The organism is Chitinibacter bivalviorum, from assembly GCF_013403565.1.
GTDB lineage: Bacteria > Pseudomonadota > Gammaproteobacteria > Burkholderiales > Chitinibacteraceae > Chitinibacter > Chitinibacter bivalviorum.
Genome location: NZ_CP058627.1, coordinates 818,510 through 834,817 on the forward strand (window position 1 = coordinate 818,510; position 16,308 = coordinate 834,817).

Genomic DNA, 16,308 nt, shown 5'->3' on the forward strand with positions numbered 1-16,308 from the left:
TAATAATGAGTAAACTAAATCCAAAGTTTGAATTCAAGTTTGAGCCTGAAAATAATCACCAAAGAATAGCTGTCTTGATTGATGCGGATAATGCACAGGCTAAACTTGTTAAACCCATTTTGGCTGAAATTGGAAAATTTGGTATTGCAACGGTCAAACGTATTTATGGCGATTTTACAAAACCTAATTTGAATTCTTGGAAAACAGTTCTATTAGAGCATTCAATTTTGCCTATGCAGCAATATGCATATACAACGGGTAAAAATGCCACTGACAGTGCGTTGATTATCGATGCTATGGATTTGCTGCACACAGGACGGTTTGATGCGTTCTGTTTGGTTTCTAGTGACAGTGATTTTACAAGATTGGCTGCAAGAATTCGTGAATCAGGTTTAACAGTGTTCGGAATAGGCCGAGCAACAACCCCAACGCCATTCAAAGCCGCGTGTGATAAATTTATTGAAACAGATTATCTTGCTGCTGATGCGAGTATTGACGCTGAGTTGCCTAAAGAAACTAAAGTCATCGAAAAGGCAATTATTAAAAAAGAACCAATTATTGTTAAAGAAGAAATAGCTCCTGCCGTGATCGGTACTGCAAATCTAAATCTTGACGTAGTTACACTACTTAAATCGGCTATTGACGAAATCTCAGATGATCAAGGGTATACCCGCATTTCAGATATAGGTTCATATCTGACTCGTCAACAGCCAGATTTTGACTCAAGAAAATATGGTCATAAAAAACTAAGTGATTTAATTAAGGCGCATGCAAATAAGTTCTTAATTGATGAGCGAGAAATTCGGATTGGTAGCCCAAAAGTGCTCTACGTTAAGAATAAAGGAAATTAATTGGCTTCAGTACTCCTCATCGCAGCCCCATCCTCAGGCTCTGGCAAAACCACCATCACCGCAGGTCTGGCATGGCTGTATCGTCGCCAAGGTCTGCTCGTAAAAGTTTTCAAATGCGGCCCTGATTTTCTCGATCCGCTGTTGCTCTGTTTTGCCAGTGGCGAGCCGGTTGATAATCTTGATTTATGGCTGGTTGGTGAGGATTTGTGTCGGCAGATGCTGGCGCAAGCGGCGCGTGATTTCGATGTGATCTTGATCGAATCGGTGATGGGGCTGTTTGATGGCGAGCCGAGTACGGCTGATCTGGCGGTGAAATTTGGCCTGCCGGTGTTGGCGATAATCGATGCGGGCGCAATGGCGCAGACCTTTGGTGCGCTGGCGTTTGGCTTGGCGCATTATCGTGCTGATTTGCCATTTTATGGTGTGCTGGCCAATAAAGTCGCGGGCGAGCGCCATGCGCAGATGCTGCAAGAGTCAATAAAGCCCCAGAACAAGGAGCGCGAGGCCGCGTTGCGAGCCGTTTGCGGGCAAGAAAAATCCGCAGCGAAAACTGAGGTAGTACAAGACGTACAGCGAGGTTTGCGCGAGGATTTGACGCCGCCTGCGAAAGGCGCAGTAGCGGAATCGCGTTCCGTTTGGATGGGTTGGGTCGGTCGGGTTGAACCCTTACCCGAACGCCATTTAGGCTTGGCACTGCCCGAGGAAATACCCGATCTTGCTGCCAAGCTCGATGCCATAGCTGATGCGCTGGCTGGCCAAGCGATTGCGCAATTAGGCGCTCCGATTGAATTTGCCGCGCCCATTGAGCCTGAAATCCAGCCTTTACTGCGTGGAAAACGGATTGCAATCGCGCGCGATGCGGCATTTTGTTTTATTTATCCGGCCAATTTACGCTGCCTTCAATTGCTGGGTGCGGAGTTGAGGTTTTTCTCCCCGCTGGCGCACGAGTCGCTCCCCGAGTGTGATGCGGTTTGGTTACCTGGTGGTTATCCCGAATTACATGCCGATACCTTAGCTGCGCATCCGACTATTCGCGCTGAATTAGCTGCGCATTTGGCGGCGGACAAACCGATTTGGGCGGAGTGCGGTGGGATGTTGGCGCTGTGTGAAAGTTTGACTTTGGTCGATGGCAGCGTGAAGCCCATGTGGGGCTTGCTGCCCGCGCAGGCCGCGATGCAAACGCGTTTGGCTGCGTTGGGAGCGCAAAGTTTCAATCTTGGCCGTGGCGAAATCCGTGGGCATACTTTCCATTATTCAAAGCTCACGACCGAATTAGCTCCCGTTGGGTATGGATCGCCATGCCGCTTGGGGTCTAATGGTGAGGCACTATACAAGCATGGGTATATCAAAGCGTCGTATATTCACAGCTGGTTTATGAGTCATCCATCCGCAACCGCGGCATTGTTTGGAGTTGTAGTATGAAGTTGATTTTTGCCCTTGCAATGAGCGTGGCCAGCGCAAGTGTATTGGCTGCGGTGAGTGTGAAAGATGATGTTGGCGCGACAATTGCATTGGCACAGCCCGCTAAGCGCATCATCAGCCTTGCGCCGCATGTGACTGAAGATTTGTTTGCGATTGGCGCCGGCAAATTGATTGTTGGCGCGGTCAATTATAGCGATTACCCGCCTGAGGCGAACCAAATTGAGCGCATTGGCGGCTATAACGGTTTTGACTTGGAACGCATCCGCGCGCTTAAGCCCGATCTGATTATTGGCTGGGCAACAGGCAACCCAGAGCGGCAACTCGATCAGATTAAATCCTTGGGCATTCCAGTGTTTCTGACGTTTTCCAAAAAAATGAGCGACGTGCCTACCGTGTTGGAACGGCTTGGCACGCTATCGGGCAATGAGGCGGGGGCGGCCAAGGCGGCGAAAAGCTATCGCGATCAATTGGCGCAGTTGGAAAGAACCTATGCCGGCCGTAAACCTGTGCGGGTGTTTTACCAGATTTGGGATAGACCGCTAATGACGATCAACAACACACAAATCATCTCGGATGTGATGCGCGTGTGCGGCGGCGTGAATGTGTTTGGTACCCAAGTCGATCTAACGCCCAAGGTGGATGTTGAGGCTGTGCTGGCCGCCAACCCGGATGTCGTCATGACGAGCGGCGAGCCGGGCATGAAAACCGATTGGCTGGTGCCGTGGAAAAAGTGGAAAAATCTGAAAGCCACGCAGAATAATCAGTTTTATATGCTGCCTAAAGATAGCGTCAATCGGATGGGGCCACGCCTCGTTGAAGGCGGCAAAGCCATGTGCGAAGCGCTCGAAAAGGCGAGGCAATGAAGTCTGCGCGTTTAACCCCGCAAAAAGTCAGCGCGACCATGGCGGTGCTCTTGCTATTGATGCTGCTAGCTATCGCAGCGAGCCTTTGCTTTGGCTCGACCAATTACCGGCCATGGCAGCTTTGGAGTAGTGCTGATGAGGCTGCGCTGGCGCGCGATGTGGTGCTCGAGCTTCGCCTGCCGCGCACCTTGGCGGCGCTGGCGGTCGGCGGTCTGCTGGCGCTGGCTGGTACATTGCAGCAAGTCTTGTTGCGCAACCCATTGGCTGATCCCTACATCCTGGGTACTTCTGGCGGGGCCAGTGTGGGCGCGCTGTTGGCGCTATTACTCGGGGTGGGTACTTTGGGCGTCAATCTGGCGGCAGGTGGTGGGGCGCTAGCCAGCATCATCATCGTGTTTTTGCTGGCGGGGCGTGATCACTCGGCGACGCAAACACGATTGCTGCTGACTGGCGTCGCTTTGGCCGCTTTTTGCGGTGCGCTTTCTTCATTGTTGCTCAGCATGGCGCCCGATGGCCTGCTGCGCGGCATGATTTTCTGGCTGATGGGGGATTTGGCAGGGGCGCATTGGCAGTCGGCCATGGTGATGTTGCTGGTGCTACTGATTGGCATTTGGCCCTTGGCGCGTGAGCTCAATATCATGGGTATGAGCTCAGAATCTGCGTTTTCATTGGGGCTAAATCATAATACCCTGCGGTGGATATTGTATTTTGCCGCAGCGCTGGCCTGCGCATTGGCGGTTACGACCGCAGGGATGATTGGCTTTGTTGGGCTCATCGTGCCGCATGCTTTGCGACTCATCATCGGGCAAGATTTACGTCTCTTGCTACCTGCCGCTGCGATGGCGGGTGGTGTTGTTTTGCTGCTGGCCGATATTCTGGCGCGCACCTTGATCGCGCCACAGCAATTGCCCGTCGGCGTGGTCATGGCCTTGCTCGGCGTGCCGGTGTTTTTATGGCTGCTGTCGCGCAAAGCGGGAGGCCGCCGATGAGCTTATTACAAGCGCAAAATTTGAGCTTAAAGCAGGGCGATCGTGAGCTGATTTGCAATTTGAATCTACAAATTAGCGCAGGCGAGGCGTGGATTGTGCTCGGTGAAAATGGCTGCGGCAAAAGTACGCTGTTGTCCAGCTTGGCGGGCTGGTTTAAGCCAAGTGCGGGGCAGGTACTACTGGGAGGTGTGCCAATGCAGCAAGTTGCACCTCTTCAGCGTGCGAAACAGCTTGCGTGGCAAACACAGCAAGATGAATGCCCATTTCCTTTGACTGTGTTAGAAAAAACGCTCACCGGTCGCCATCCGCATCTGAGCCGCTGGGAATGGGAAAGCGCGGCCGATCTGGCGCTGGCGCAGCAGCAACTGGCAAGGTTGGATTTGCAGGGTTTTGCCGAGCGCGATCTGGCAAGCCTGTCTGGCGGCGAGCGCCGCCGCGTTTCGCTGGCGACTGCACTCACCCAGCAAGCGCCATTGATGTTGCTCGACGAGCCGCTCTCGCAACTCGATCTGCGCCATCAGCAACAAGCACTCGCGGTGCTGCGCGAAGAGCTTGCCGCAGGCCGAAGTATCGTAATGGTCAGCCACGACCCCAATCACGCCGCACAACTGGCGACACACGCCTTGCTATTATTCGGTGATGGCACGTGGAGTGCTGGGGTATTGGTTGAAACATTAAATACAAAATTGCTTAGCAGGCTATACCATCATCCCGTATCTGCAATAGAGCAAAATGGCAGCAGCTGGTTTGTGCCGATGAGATGAAGTTGTGAGCGGGTATCTGACACGTAGCAGCAATATGACAATAGAAAGCTGGGATGTCCCAAAAGTGTTGTTCATATAAGGCCTTGAATTGCACTTTCCTGTTTTTTTAAGTACGCCTACGCAATGATTCTCGGCTTGCTGACTTTATTTTATTCATGTTGCGATTTAAGCATTTTCCTAGTCGCAAAGAGGATCTATATTGGTCATTGTTGCGTGTCATCCGTTTAGAATTTGCAGTATTTGATTCAAACTTTGCAGCCAATTCAAGCATCGCATTATGTATATGAATGTGGGGTTTTATGGGATCTGCAGCTTATTTTGCTATCTAGGTGAAGTTGATATGTATCGCTCCATATTTACTTTGATTTTCTCCAGCCTGCTTGCTGGGACTGCACAAGCTCAAACCTTGTCCTTGCAAGATGCAGCAGGTGAAATTGCAAATCAGTCGCGCAAACCACGATCTATACAGCCAACACTTTCATTACGATGAATCCTTTGCAACCACGTGCCGAGGCCATTGCCGTTCGCGATGGCAAATTTATCGCGATTGGCTCGCAAGCCGAAGTCGCTCGCCTGGCGGGCAGTTCAGCACGGATCGATAAAACGTTTGCCGGTAAAGTCAAACCGACCACTTTGCCGGCATTAAAACCGCAAGCGGCAGCGAGCGACTTGCAACAAGAGAGCACGCAAACCTTAGTCGCCTTGGTATCACATAAGCATGATCACTAATTAGCATAAACTTCTAATCATTAATACTCGCCATTTTACGACATCATGATGCTATGGGGCCCTGAAATGGCGTGAAAGTGAGTAGCAACATCACAAGGAGAGAACTGGATGAAATTACCGTTCAAATTGCTTGGCATGGCCTTGTTACCAATCACCGCCGTATCAGGAGCAACCGGCGAAGCCCCCGTAGATTCAAACATTAATCCTGTCGTGATAAGTAAATTGGTAGAGACGGGGGACTACCTTCGTTCGCTCACGCGCTTTCAGGTCGATGCTGATATAACACAGGATTTGGTGCTCGATAACGGCCAGAAGGTCAAAATTCATGGCAAAACCAGCATGAAGGTCAATCACCTTCAGCAAATCAGCTCCAGCATTGAAAGCGACCGCCTTAATCGGAAATTTTATTACGATGGTAAAAGCATCACCCAGTATGCACCGAAGCAAGGCTATTTTGCGACAGTGCCTGCAAGTAATAATGTTTACGATGCATTACACCAACTCGAAAGCGAATATGGACTGCAAGTACCGCTCGAAGACTTATTCCAACTGGGACGCGATGCTAAACAGCTCGATAAATTAACCGTGGCGGCATATGTAGGCCCAACGCAGATTAACGGTCAGCTATGCGACCATATGGCATTTCGCCAAGAAGGCGTTGATTGGCAGCTTTGGCTCAGCCGCAGCAAACCCGCGTTACCCTGCAAACTGTCGATTGTCAGTACAGATGAAGCTGCGCAACCTGAATATGTAGTTGAGTATCACTGGAAGATGAAACCTACTTTCAAAGAAAGTGATTTCAAGTTCAAACCAGGTAAACATGACCAAGCTATTCCGCTGAAAAAAGTCGGTGAACAGGGGGAGAAAAATGAACAATAATCGGTCGAAGCTAACAATCTGCGGCGTATTGGCTACTTCATTGATGGTCATTGGGATGCCCAATGCGCAGGCGCGACTCGAAGCTACAGGCAAGGCTCGCCCAAGTATTGGCCGAGTTTCTCCGGCCAAAGCGGAACGCCCAACAATTCAGCGTCCCGTTAATCAGGGCGCAAAACTCAATCAGCGAGACCGTGCAAATCATAAGCGCAATATGAATGCCAACAATGGCCATCGCAATATTAATATCAACAATAGCCACGATATTGATATCAATGTTGATCGCGGCGGTGGCTGGGGCCACCACCATGATCGCTGGGATGATGACGATGATTGGAATGTAGGCCGGGCCGTTGCGACCACCGTAGCGGTAACCACCACTGCGGCAATAATCGGTTCGATCATTCGTGCCAATCAATTACCAACAAATTGTGTGCAAATTGTTAATCGTGGCACGAGCTTTTTGCAGTGTGGTAATACATGGTATCAGCCCCAATATAGCGGGCCAGATATTACTTATATCGTAGTTAACCCACCGTATTAGATTGATCAGGATAGGCCTACCTACCTCAGTAGGTAGGCTTTGAATGTATATTTTGATTTGCCGACCTTTGGGCAAGTAAAATCATTTTTAGTAGGAATTTCCGTGTAGATCGAACGGCATATATTCTCGTTAAAAATCAAAGTTGCAAAGATTAGGTTGCGCACCATTTAAATAAATCCAAGCATCAGCCACAAAGTTTTGTGGCAACTCAATTGAATATTAGTAGAATGATGCGATTCGTTATTTTTTATCGCTATTCAAAAAAAATGCATTACAGCAAAGAAATTTAATATGCAAAACGACATAACAAACCGAATTCCATTCTACATTCATATTTCCTACCTCTTTGTTGCGCTACTGGTGGGGTTTGCCTTGTTAAGCGGTTGGAATCAATATCGCTCCAGCAGTTTAATTTTGAAAACCGCGGCTGATCAGCAGTTTGGCTTGGCGGCCAAATCAACCGCAGAAGAAGTTGAGCAGATTTACCAAAGCGGCGCACGCACCGCGCAGCTCTTGTCTGAGCAACGTTTAATGAATGCCACGACGCTGGATGAGCGGCTGGATAGCTTGAAATATCTAACGACCTCGCTCAGTTACAATCCGGCCGTCATTGCACACTACATTGGCTACGAAACGGGCGATTTCTTTCTGGTTCGCATTTACCGTGGCCATCCGGCGATGACTAAGCGTTTTAACCCGCCAAAAAATACGCTGTGGATCGTACAGAGCGTTAGCCACTCTACGGGTCAAGCCATTGGCGAATATCTATTTTACGATCAAGCGCTCAAATTAATCGAACGGCGCGTTGATCCTAAATATGATTTCGATCCACGTACGCGTGATTGGTACAAGGCTAAAAGCACTCCTGGTCAATTATTAATTACCGATCCATATTATTTTTCTGCTAGTGGACTGGTTGGTATTTCATTCTCACAGCAAACCGCAAACCAAAAAGGCGTGGTTGGCAGTGATGTTCGCTTGGAGCGCATTAATGATTTTTTACTGCGCCATCGCATCACCCCTGATACACGCCTCGCTTTGATTGATTCGGAGCAGCGGGTGATCTCTTCGCATAAAGGTACGCCAGATTTAATCAAAGAAGCCGATGGTCAACTGCGGCTACCCAAATTAGTGAGTTTTGACGCTCCTGTTTTGAAAAAACTCTTGGGTTTACCGCAAGGTAAAGCGGGCAATGCCAGTACATTTGCGACCGACAGCGGTGAAGATTGGGAAGGATTAACAACACAAATTAATTTACCCAATGGCAAAAAGCTAACGCTACTGATGGCGACACCCCACCAAGAGTTACTTAGCGCAGCAATTGCCGAGCGCAATCAAAGTATCTGGGTTGCTGCGCTGTTAATTGCATTTGGCGTGGTGCTGGCCATTTGGATGGCACACAAAGCCTCCAAACCCATTAATGCTTTAACAGAGGAAGTGCAAAAAATTGAGCAATTTCAATTTGATGAGGCGGTCGATGTTAATACCAATATCACTGAAATTGCACGCCTAGCTCATGGTCTGGGTGGTATGAAACAAACCATTTCCCGCTTTATGTCGCTCTCGCAAGCGCTGGCGGCAGAAAAAAACTTCAGCCGCCTGCAGGCCAAAATTCTGGATGAATTGGGCGCAGTCAGCCAAGCTAACGGCGGCGTAATTTATATTGCGCATAATCAGCAAGGCACGATAGAGCTCGAATCAACACAGTTTTTTTGGCATGGCCCAGCTCAAGCCGCGCACCCGGGAGCTGAAAACATCAATATGGCGAGCAATCACACGGTTGCCACGGCTTTGCGTGCGCAAGAAATACTGAAAACCGTGAGTGCTGCCGAATTTAGTCGGGATTTTCCGCTCTTGCCACCCATTGAGCGCTCACTCACACAACTGACTTTACCGCTTAGCAATCGCGACGGCGTACTGGTTGGCGCGTTGGCATTGGCGATTGATGAAAGTAAGAAACCGAGCGCAGATTTACTCGCTTTTGTACAAACCATTGCTGCCACCGCTGCCGTCGCCGTTGATACGCAACGCTTGGTGAATGAGCAAAAAGTATTGTTGGAAGCCTTTATTCAACTGATTGCCGGTGCAATTGATGCCAAAAGCCTATACACCGGCGGTCATTGTCAGCGCGTGCCCGAACTGACCAAAATGCTCGCCCGTGCAGCAGAAAAGCAAACCGAAGGACAGTTTGCCGACTTCAAGCTTAACGAAGACCAGTGGGAAGAGCTGCACATCGCCGCGTGGTTGCACGATTGCGGTAAGGTGACGACACCTGAATACGTGGTAGATAAAGCCACCAAACTTGAAACATTGTATGATCGGATCCATGAAGTACGGATGCGCTTTGAAGTGCTTAAACGCGATGCCGAAGTGCGTTGCTGGCAGGCGATTGCCGCAGGTGGCAAGACTGATGAACTACAAGCGCAATTGGCTAGCGAATGGGCCGAACTCGATGCAGAATTTGCTTTTATTGCGACCTGTAATGAAGGTGGCGAATTTATGGCCCCCGATAAAATCGAGCGACTTAAGCAAATCGCCGCCCGTACTTGGCAGCGCACTTTATCTGATCGTATTGGCATTGCGCATGAAGAAAAAGAGCGCAAACAGCGCACGCCCGAATCCGACCTGCCTGTTTCCGAGCTGTTGTTGGCTGATAAACCTGAGCATATCTTGCTGCGCGCCGAGCGCGACAAGCTGGGTGACGACAACCCTTGGGGCTTTAAGGTGAAAGTGCCTGAGCACATGTATAACCGTGGAGAGCTTTATAATCTTGGCGTTGCGCGAGGTACCCTCTCAGAAGAAGAACGCTACAAGATTAATGAGCACATTATTCAGACCATTGTCATGCTGGAAAAACTTCCCTTCCCGCGCCATTTGCAACGTGTGCCAGAAATCGCCGGCGGCCACCATGAAAAAATGGACGGCAGCGGTTACCCAAAACGTTTGAAGCGCGATGAAATGAGCCCAGCCGCCCGCATGATGGCGATTGCCGATATTTTTGAAGCACTCACCGCGGTCGATAGGCCGTATAAAAAAGGTAAAACGCTGTCGGAGGCGATTAAAATCATGGGCTTTATGGTGAAAGACCAGCATATTGACGTGGATTTATTCCGGCTGTTTTTGCAAGAAGGCCTGCATCTTGAATATGCTCAGCGCTTTATGAAGCCCGAGCAGATCGATGAAGTTGATATTTCCAGCTATCTCGCCTGATGACGCACCTTATGGTTAGAAGAAAAACCCACATCATATTGCTTCAATTGATCACCGCTCGGCGCTTGATATTCGCAGCACTGCTGTGTGTGCTGATTCAGGCTTTGCCTGCCAGATCGGGCTGGGATTTTGATAAACTCGTCAAAATGGCTCAGCAGCGCTACGGTGCCAATGCAAGCAAGCTGATGAGTGAGACACAGCAGTTACTTGCTAGCAGTAAAACCCTGGCTGAACCCGATAAGCTCAAGCGAGTAAACGAGTTTTTCAACCGGCGTTTTCAGTTTCAGGATGATATGACTATCTGGCAACAAGCCGATTACTGGGCTTCGCCACTGGAAATGGTGGGAAAAGGTGCGGGTGATTGCGAAGACTTTGCCATTATCAAGTACTTTGCACTCAAAGAGTTGGGCGTGGCGGCCGAAAAGCTGCGCATGAGCTACGTAAAAGCTAAAATTGGTGGCGCTAGTAGCACCGTAACACAGGCGCATATGGTGCTCACTTATTACCCAACGCCCGATGCCGAACCACTGATTTTAGATAATCTGATTACCGACATCCGTCCTGCTAGCCGCCGAGCTGACTTGGTCCCCGTGTTTAGTTTTAACAGCGAAGGTATTTTTGCTGGCAGCGGCAATCAGCCTTCTGGCTCGATTGATAGATTATCACGCTGGAAAGATGTTTTGCTGCGCATGCAAGCCGATGGCATTGAATTTTAAGGGAAACATTATATGTCTTTATTCCGCCAAGTTTGGCTGATGATCATTGCCTCTGCCGTCATGGCATTTATTGTGGCTTTGCTCGTTAGTACATTGAGTGCGCGCGACTATTTACAAACTCAGCTCTACACGCAAAGCAGTGACAACGCCTCATCGCTCGCACTATCAATATCACAGCAGGCCAATGACCCCGCAATGATCGAGTTAATGAGTAACGCACTGTTTGACTCTGGGCATTTTGAGTTGATTCGCATTACCGATCCGCACGGCAAAATCATCAATGAATTGCACAATAAAGACTTGCCTAGCGACGTGCCAAGCTGGTTTATTGCGCGCTTTCCAATTAGTGTCAGTGTAGGGACGGCGTTAATTACGAATGGCTGGAAGCAGGCTGGCAAAGTAGAAATTCAAGCGCATTCTCGTTTTGCATATGAATCGCTTTGGAAAAGTGCCCAAAAACTTTTCATCTGGATGCTACTAGGGGGTATTGCTACAGGGGCTTTGATGCACATTGTATTACGTCGCATACGTGCCCCAATACTACAAATCATGGCGCAAGCCGCCGCGATTAGTGAGCGCCGCTTTATCAATGTACCGCAACCACGTTACATCGAATTACGCCCAATGGCAGACGCAATGAATAGCATGGTCGACCGAGTGAAAGCCATGCTGGACGAGCAAACCGCGCATATCGAAGAACTAAAACGTGACGCCAATCGCGACCCCGTCACCGGCCTTGCTAATCGCAGCTTTTTTATGGGCCGGCTAGCCGATGCACTTAGCAGTGAAGAAAGTTTGCCGCTTGGTGTGCTGTATATGCTGCGCTTGAAGGATCTGGCTGGGATTAACCGCGATTTAGGCCGACAAGCTACCGATAAACTTCTGACCGAATTGGCGACCGAACTGGCTCATCACGCGGACAGTAACGAAGGCTGGCAAGCTGCGCGGCTAAATGGTTCTGATTTTGTCCTATTTGCACCTGGACAAGAATTGCAAGCGGACTTTGCCGAGAAACTATTGGGCAGTATTGCTGCACTGGCACCCACTCTGTCCAATTTCATCGCCTTGGGATATAGCTCCTACGCTCAAGGCGATGGTATTGGCGCAGTATTAAGCCGAACCGACGGTGCCTTAGCGCAAGCTGAATCCCAAATGCAAAACAATGTCGCAGCTGCTGCATATGCGGCGATCAAAGCAAGCCGTCCGAATGATGAATGGCTTCAGATTTTACAAAAAGCGATCGAGGCACAGCACTTTGTCGCAGCCAGCTTTGCCGTGCTCGATTTTAATGGTCAGTCATTGCATCAAGAAATGGTGCTTCGCCTCCCAGATCCTGCCACGGGAGAATTACAATCGGCAGGTGTGTTTATGCCGTTTGCCGCTCGATTTAATTTGCTACCAGCGCTCGATTTAGCGGCGGTGCAACTGGGGTTGAAAATGCTGTCTACGCAATCGGCCGATATTGCAATCAATATTGCGCCCCAATCCATATCGAATGTGCAGTTCCGTCGGGATTTGGCTACATTGTTAAATCAACAATCACGTGAATCTTTGATGCGTTTGTGGCTTGAAGTGAATGAAAGTGCCTTGATTGATGACTTGGAATCGCTCTCGACATTTATTACCGAAATGCGCAAATTAGGCGTCAAAGTAGGAATTGAGCATTTTGGCCGTCAAGTCGGCAGCATGCCCAAACTGTATGACTTGCCACTGTCGTACTTAAAAATCGACAGCAGTTACATTCATGACATCGATCAGCAGTCGAACAATCAACAGCTGATTAAAGCCATCATGGCTGTGACCAAAGCACTCAACATTATGACCATCGCCGAATTGGTGCGCACCGAAGGTGAATGGAGCAAACTGCAGCAATTAGGACTTAACGGCGCAACTGGGCCAGTTACTCAATTAAAAATGAAAATATAGTTTCGATTTTTTATATACGTTGCAATTACTGTACGCCTCAAAGCAACTTTTTCTGGCAAATAATATATGAATACGTCTTTTTTAAACGCAGCTTGCTCCCGCTTGCGATCATCAGTTTCTTTGAGTCTTAATTTTCAGGTAGCGGCGCAGGTTTGACTTTAAATAGGCGATGAATACCGTAAAAACCCAAGATAAATAGCAGTCCCACGACGCTAAACCAAAACCAGCGCCAAAAGCTAAAGGTAGCGGCATTTGCTTCTGCTAGCTCAATGGTGGTGATATTCGGAAATTGCGACAGCATGCTTAACCGCCAACCGTAGGATGTAATAAGTGCATCTTGCTGATGCGTTTGCAGCGAAGCGGCCTTAGCTTGCAGATCGGCTGAGTTAAATTTGAAATAGAACGGAAAACTCCAGACGGTGTCTTCATTGCGAAAGACGCGAATGTCTCGGGCGGGGTTTTCGGTGTAGATGTAATACACATCGTTTACGGGGCCATCCATGGGATTGGTTTTGCTGATTGGCCCATCTTTGTCGGTGAGTTTGACTTCAACGCCGGTGATCTTGACGATTTGTTTTTCCGGTAAGAAATAATCCAGCCCGATTAGGCAAACGATTGCGAGGCAGGCCCAAGCGACGAGCAACATTTTTTTTAGGGTTTGGCGCATGGTGTAGCTCAAAATAAAATGACAGGTAAGTATAACGCTGAACGCAGTTATACAATACCTGTCAGTTTATAGTGTATCAGCGACAAGCTGATTAAACGGCGGCTTCCATTTTGGGGCTGCGACCCATTAGATCGGAAATAATGTCGCTGACGGCGACGTTTTCAAATAGCACCTGGCAGACTGAGCGCGTGATTGGCATGTCGATGCCAAGCTCCTGTGCTTGGCGCAGTACTTCTCGCGCGGTTGGAACGCCTTCGGCCACGTGACCGAGGTTTTTCAAAACGCCGTCCAGATCCAGCCCTTGTGCGAGTAATAAACCAACCCGACGGTTACGCGATAAGTCACCCGTCGCAGTCAGCATTAAATCGCCAATGCCGGCCAAGCCCATCATCGTCTCGGGCTTGCCGCCAAGCGCTACGCAAAAACGTGCCATTTCGGCTAAACCACGAGTCAGCAAAGCGGCGCGAGCATTCAGGCCGAGATTGAGACCATCGGCAACGCCAGCGGCAATCGCCATCACATTTTTGACTGCAGCGCCGATTTCTACACCGACAATGTCATCAGATGCATATAAGCGCAGAATATTAGTATTCAGATCATTAACTACTTGCTGCGCAAAAGTGGCATCGCTGGCGGCAATCGTCACTGCTGCTGGCAGACCTTTGGCAACTTCTTGTGCAAAACTTGGTCCAGATAGCATACCGCGCGCGATGTGGGCGGGCATTTCTTGTTCTGCGACTTGGTGCGGTAGCAGCATCGTGCCTGCTTCCAAACCTTTACAAGCCCAAAGCACTGGTGCGCTATTTCCCAGCTCGGCGAGTGATTTTAACGTGCCGCGCAGCCCAGACATTGGCGTTACTATCAGGATTAGCCCCGCGCCGTCGATTGCGTCTGCTAAAGAGTGGGTAACAGCCAGTTGCGGCGGGAATGGGGCGTTGGGTAGATAGCGCTCATTGAGACCATCTTTCTGCATATGCGCGACTTGATCCACTTCTCGCGACCAAAGAGTGACCGATTGACGATCTGCAAATCGAATTGCTAGGGCAGTGCCCCAAGCGCCAGCACCTAATACAGCGAGTTTCAAAGGAATATTCTCCCCGTCGTGAGCTTAAGCGCCCCAGACGTCTTCAATGCGGATGTAGCCAACGGCGCCATCACGATGTTTGATTTTAAGCCAGCCCGTACGTGTGTCTTGGAGTAGCTCCAGCACGACATTGCGGTCGACTTTGAATAAGAGTGTGGATGATGTATTTGCGTCTTTGCGAACTTCCGCTAGGCGATTGACCTGTACATAGCGCGTTGTGCTGATGTCTGATTTCAGGGCCCAGGCTAACGTGCCGTCCCGATCTCGTACTCGAATCCAGTTGCCTTGTTCAGCAAGAAATTCGAGTGGAATATTAGTGCTTAGAATAAAACGTTTATCGCTCGTTTCGACTGGTGCGTCGTAAAGAATGACACCATGCTTGGCAGTCGAGCGATATTCAATTGCATACACACTACTGGTAGTGGCTACCAGTAGTGTCGCAATCAGAAGCTGATTAATGAGTGGTTTGCTCATTGGCTTGTGCTGCAGCAGCTTGCTGACGTTGTTGCAGATAGATCGCTTCGAAATTGATTGGCTGCAATACCAGCGGAGGGAAGCCAGCGCGCGTCGTCAAATCTGAAACCGCTTCACGCAGGTACGGGAACAAGATGCTCGGGCAGCCAATGCCCAATAATGGATCCAATTCAGTTTCTGGTACGTTTTCGATTTGGAACAGACCGGCTTGAGTTACTTCAACCAAGAAAGTTGTACGATCTTCGGTCTTTGCTGTTGCAGTTACAGTCAGGCTTGCTTCGAAAAAGCCGTTTTCAAAGCTGCGTGCTTGATTGCGGAACTGGATATTGAATTCTGGCTGCTCTTGTTCCATGAACGAGTTTGGCGCGGTCGGTGACTCAAGAGAGATATCAGTCACATACAGTTTTTGTACCGCAAATACAGGTTGCTTAACTTCTTGGTTTTCTTCGCTCATGGTCCATCCCTTGTGAGTCGGTTAGTGTATATAAGGTGTTGCTTTGGTTTCAGAACCAGCGCGCTGAAATCATCGCACAAAACTAAGCGCGGTGACTATCTGCGCACAATGAAAAGCTACAAAAGTGATCTATGTAATTAATTACCATTCAATAGAGGAATTAATTTGCCAGCATGATCAAGCGCAGCCAAGTCATCGAATCCACCTACATGATAATCATCAATGTAAATTTGAGGCACAGTACGGCGCTGAGTACGTTCCATCATTATCTCGCGCTCAGCAGGGTCAAGATCGACTCGGATCTTTTCTATCTTAGTTACACCACGCTGCGTAAGTAATCGCTCTGCGCGATCGCAATACGGGCAATAACCCGTGCTATACATTACTACTTTGGGCATTTACGCTCCTAATGTAATACCCAATTTCATCAATCGGGATTGCAATTAAACATAACTCTTTAGGTGGGGCTTGCCCTGCAAAGATGCAAGTGCCCCACGAGTTTGTTTTTATAACCCTATGAAATCAACAGTTTGTCGGCTTAATTGCAGTTTTTGTGTTAATGGGTGTTGACGGGTTTCGAGGCGGTGGGTATAGTTCGGCCTCTCTGCTGATGACGCAACGAAACGAAGCGATCCCAGCAACGATCTTTAACAATATACAGCCGATGAGTGTGAGTGCTTGATTCGTAAGTCGAAACAAGTGCTTGCACTCAATTGAAAAAGTAATATTTGTAGTCTGA

General features: G+C 49.1%; 16 protein-coding genes. 11 read left to right on the plus strand and 5 right to left on the minus strand.

Annotated features, from left to right (window positions below; genetic code table 11):
• Window positions 1-5: 5 nt before the first annotated feature.
• From HQ393_RS03795 to HQ393_RS03845, 11 genes are all read left to right on the plus strand, one after another.
• Window positions 6-851 (plus strand): NYN domain-containing protein, encoded by an 846-nt coding sequence (locus HQ393_RS03795; protein WP_179357527.1) that lies wholly within the window; start codon window positions 6-8, stop codon window positions 849-851.
• Entirely contained in the window at window positions 852-2,273 is a 1,422-nt protein-coding gene (locus HQ393_RS03800) for a nucleotide-binding protein (RefSeq protein WP_179357528.1), read from the plus strand.
• Window positions 2,270-3,136, plus strand: coding sequence for a cobalamin-binding protein (locus HQ393_RS03805; RefSeq protein ID WP_179357529.1), 867 nt, complete (start codon window positions 2,270-2,272; stop codon window positions 3,134-3,136). Before HQ393_RS03800 ends, HQ393_RS03805 begins: the two co-directional genes overlap by 4 nt.
• A complete protein-coding gene (locus tag HQ393_RS03810) occupies window positions 3,133-4,125 on the plus strand; it encodes a FecCD family ABC transporter permease (protein WP_179357530.1) in 993 nt (330 codons plus the stop codon). Before HQ393_RS03805 ends, HQ393_RS03810 begins: the two co-directional genes overlap by 4 nt.
• Entirely contained in the window at window positions 4,122-4,889 is a 768-nt protein-coding gene (locus HQ393_RS03815; RefSeq protein ID WP_179357531.1) for an ABC transporter ATP-binding protein, read from the plus strand. Before HQ393_RS03810 ends, HQ393_RS03815 begins: the two co-directional genes overlap by 4 nt.
• Before the next feature lie 486 nt (window positions 4,890-5,375).
• Window positions 5,376-5,618, plus strand: coding sequence for a hypothetical protein (locus HQ393_RS03820; RefSeq protein WP_179357532.1), 243 nt, complete (start codon window positions 5,376-5,378; stop codon window positions 5,616-5,618).
• 108 nt (window positions 5,619-5,726) lie between these two features.
• Window positions 5,727-6,497: a DUF2092 domain-containing protein gene (locus tag HQ393_RS03825; RefSeq protein ID WP_179357533.1), complete on the plus strand. Its 771-nt coding sequence runs from the start codon at window positions 5,727-5,729 to the stop codon at window positions 6,495-6,497.
• Window positions 6,487-7,038 carry a hypothetical protein gene (locus HQ393_RS03830; RefSeq protein ID WP_179357534.1) on the plus strand — a complete coding sequence of 184 codons (552 nt, stop codon included), beginning with the start codon at window positions 6,487-6,489 and terminating at the stop codon, window positions 7,036-7,038. Before HQ393_RS03825 ends, HQ393_RS03830 begins: the two co-directional genes overlap by 11 nt.
• Before the next feature lie 291 nt (window positions 7,039-7,329).
• Window positions 7,330-10,248, plus strand: coding sequence for an HD domain-containing phosphohydrolase (locus tag HQ393_RS03835; protein WP_179357535.1), 2,919 nt, complete (start codon window positions 7,330-7,332; stop codon window positions 10,246-10,248).
• A gap of 11 nt (window positions 10,249-10,259) precedes the next feature.
• Window positions 10,260-10,964, plus strand: a complete 705-nt coding sequence (locus HQ393_RS03840; protein WP_179357536.1) for a transglutaminase-like cysteine peptidase — start codon at window positions 10,260-10,262, stop codon at window positions 10,962-10,964.
• 12 nt (window positions 10,965-10,976) lie between these two features.
• Entirely contained in the window at window positions 10,977-12,890 is a 1,914-nt protein-coding gene (locus HQ393_RS03845; protein ID WP_179357537.1) for a bifunctional diguanylate cyclase/phosphodiesterase, read from the plus strand.
• Between the two features lie 127 nt (window positions 12,891-13,017).
• On the opposite strand, the gene HQ393_RS03850 is transcribed toward HQ393_RS03845, so the two are convergent.
• The 5 genes from HQ393_RS03850 to grxC form a co-directional block, all read right to left on the minus strand.
• Window positions 13,018-13,557 carry a DUF1523 family protein gene (locus HQ393_RS03850; protein ID WP_179357538.1) on the minus strand — a complete coding sequence of 180 codons (540 nt, stop codon included), beginning with the start codon at window positions 13,555-13,557 and terminating at the stop codon, window positions 13,018-13,020.
• Between the two features lie 91 nt (window positions 13,558-13,648).
• A complete protein-coding gene (locus HQ393_RS03855) occupies window positions 13,649-14,641 on the minus strand; it encodes an NAD(P)H-dependent glycerol-3-phosphate dehydrogenase (RefSeq protein WP_179357539.1) in 993 nt (330 codons plus the stop codon).
• A gap of 24 nt (window positions 14,642-14,665) precedes the next feature.
• Window positions 14,666-15,115, minus strand: a complete 450-nt coding sequence (locus HQ393_RS03860; RefSeq protein ID WP_179357540.1) for an SH3 domain-containing protein — start codon at window positions 15,113-15,115, stop codon at window positions 14,666-14,668.
• Complete coding sequence (gene secB, locus HQ393_RS03865; RefSeq protein ID WP_179357541.1) at window positions 15,096-15,569, minus strand: protein-export chaperone SecB; 474 nt, start codon at window positions 15,567-15,569, stop codon at window positions 15,096-15,098. Before secB ends, HQ393_RS03860 begins: the two co-directional genes overlap by 20 nt.
• A 137-nt stretch (window positions 15,570-15,706) precedes the next feature.
• Window positions 15,707-15,967 (minus strand): glutaredoxin 3, encoded by a 261-nt coding sequence (gene grxC, locus HQ393_RS03870; protein ID WP_179357542.1) that lies wholly within the window; start codon window positions 15,965-15,967, stop codon window positions 15,707-15,709.
• Window positions 15,968-16,308 lie beyond the last annotated feature (341 nt).

Coding starts and splice junctions, on each gene's coding strand:
- HQ393_RS03795 (WP_179357527.1), top strand. CDS start 6: ATGAGTAAACTAAATCCAAAGTTTGAATTCAAGTTTGAGCCTGAAAAT.
- HQ393_RS03805 (WP_179357529.1), top strand. CDS start 2,270: ATGAAGTTGATTTTTGCCCTTGCAATGAGCGTGGCCAGCGCAAGTGTA.
- HQ393_RS03810 (WP_179357530.1), top strand. CDS start 3,133: ATGAAGTCTGCGCGTTTAACCCCGCAAAAAGTCAGCGCGACCATGGCG.
- HQ393_RS03815 (WP_179357531.1), top strand. CDS start 4,122: ATGAGCTTATTACAAGCGCAAAATTTGAGCTTAAAGCAGGGCGATCGT.
- HQ393_RS03820 (WP_179357532.1), top strand. CDS start 5,376: ATGAATCCTTTGCAACCACGTGCCGAGGCCATTGCCGTTCGCGATGGC.
- HQ393_RS03825 (WP_179357533.1), top strand. CDS start 5,727: ATGAAATTACCGTTCAAATTGCTTGGCATGGCCTTGTTACCAATCACC.
- HQ393_RS03830 (WP_179357534.1), top strand. CDS start 6,487: ATGAACAATAATCGGTCGAAGCTAACAATCTGCGGCGTATTGGCTACT.
- HQ393_RS03835 (WP_179357535.1), top strand. CDS start 7,330: ATGCAAAACGACATAACAAACCGAATTCCATTCTACATTCATATTTCC.
- HQ393_RS03840 (WP_179357536.1), top strand. CDS start 10,260: ATGGTTAGAAGAAAAACCCACATCATATTGCTTCAATTGATCACCGCT.
- HQ393_RS03845 (WP_179357537.1), top strand. CDS start 10,977: ATGTCTTTATTCCGCCAAGTTTGGCTGATGATCATTGCCTCTGCCGTC.
- HQ393_RS03850 (WP_179357538.1), bottom strand. CDS start 13,557: ATGCGCCAAACCCTAAAAAAAATGTTGCTCGTCGCTTGGGCCTGCCTC.
- HQ393_RS03860 (WP_179357540.1), bottom strand. CDS start 15,115: ATGAGCAAACCACTCATTAATCAGCTTCTGATTGCGACACTACTGGTA.
- secB (WP_179357541.1), bottom strand. CDS start 15,569: ATGAGCGAAGAAAACCAAGAAGTTAAGCAACCTGTATTTGCGGTACAA.
- grxC (WP_179357542.1), bottom strand. CDS start 15,967: ATGCCCAAAGTAGTAATGTATAGCACGGGTTATTGCCCGTATTGCGAT.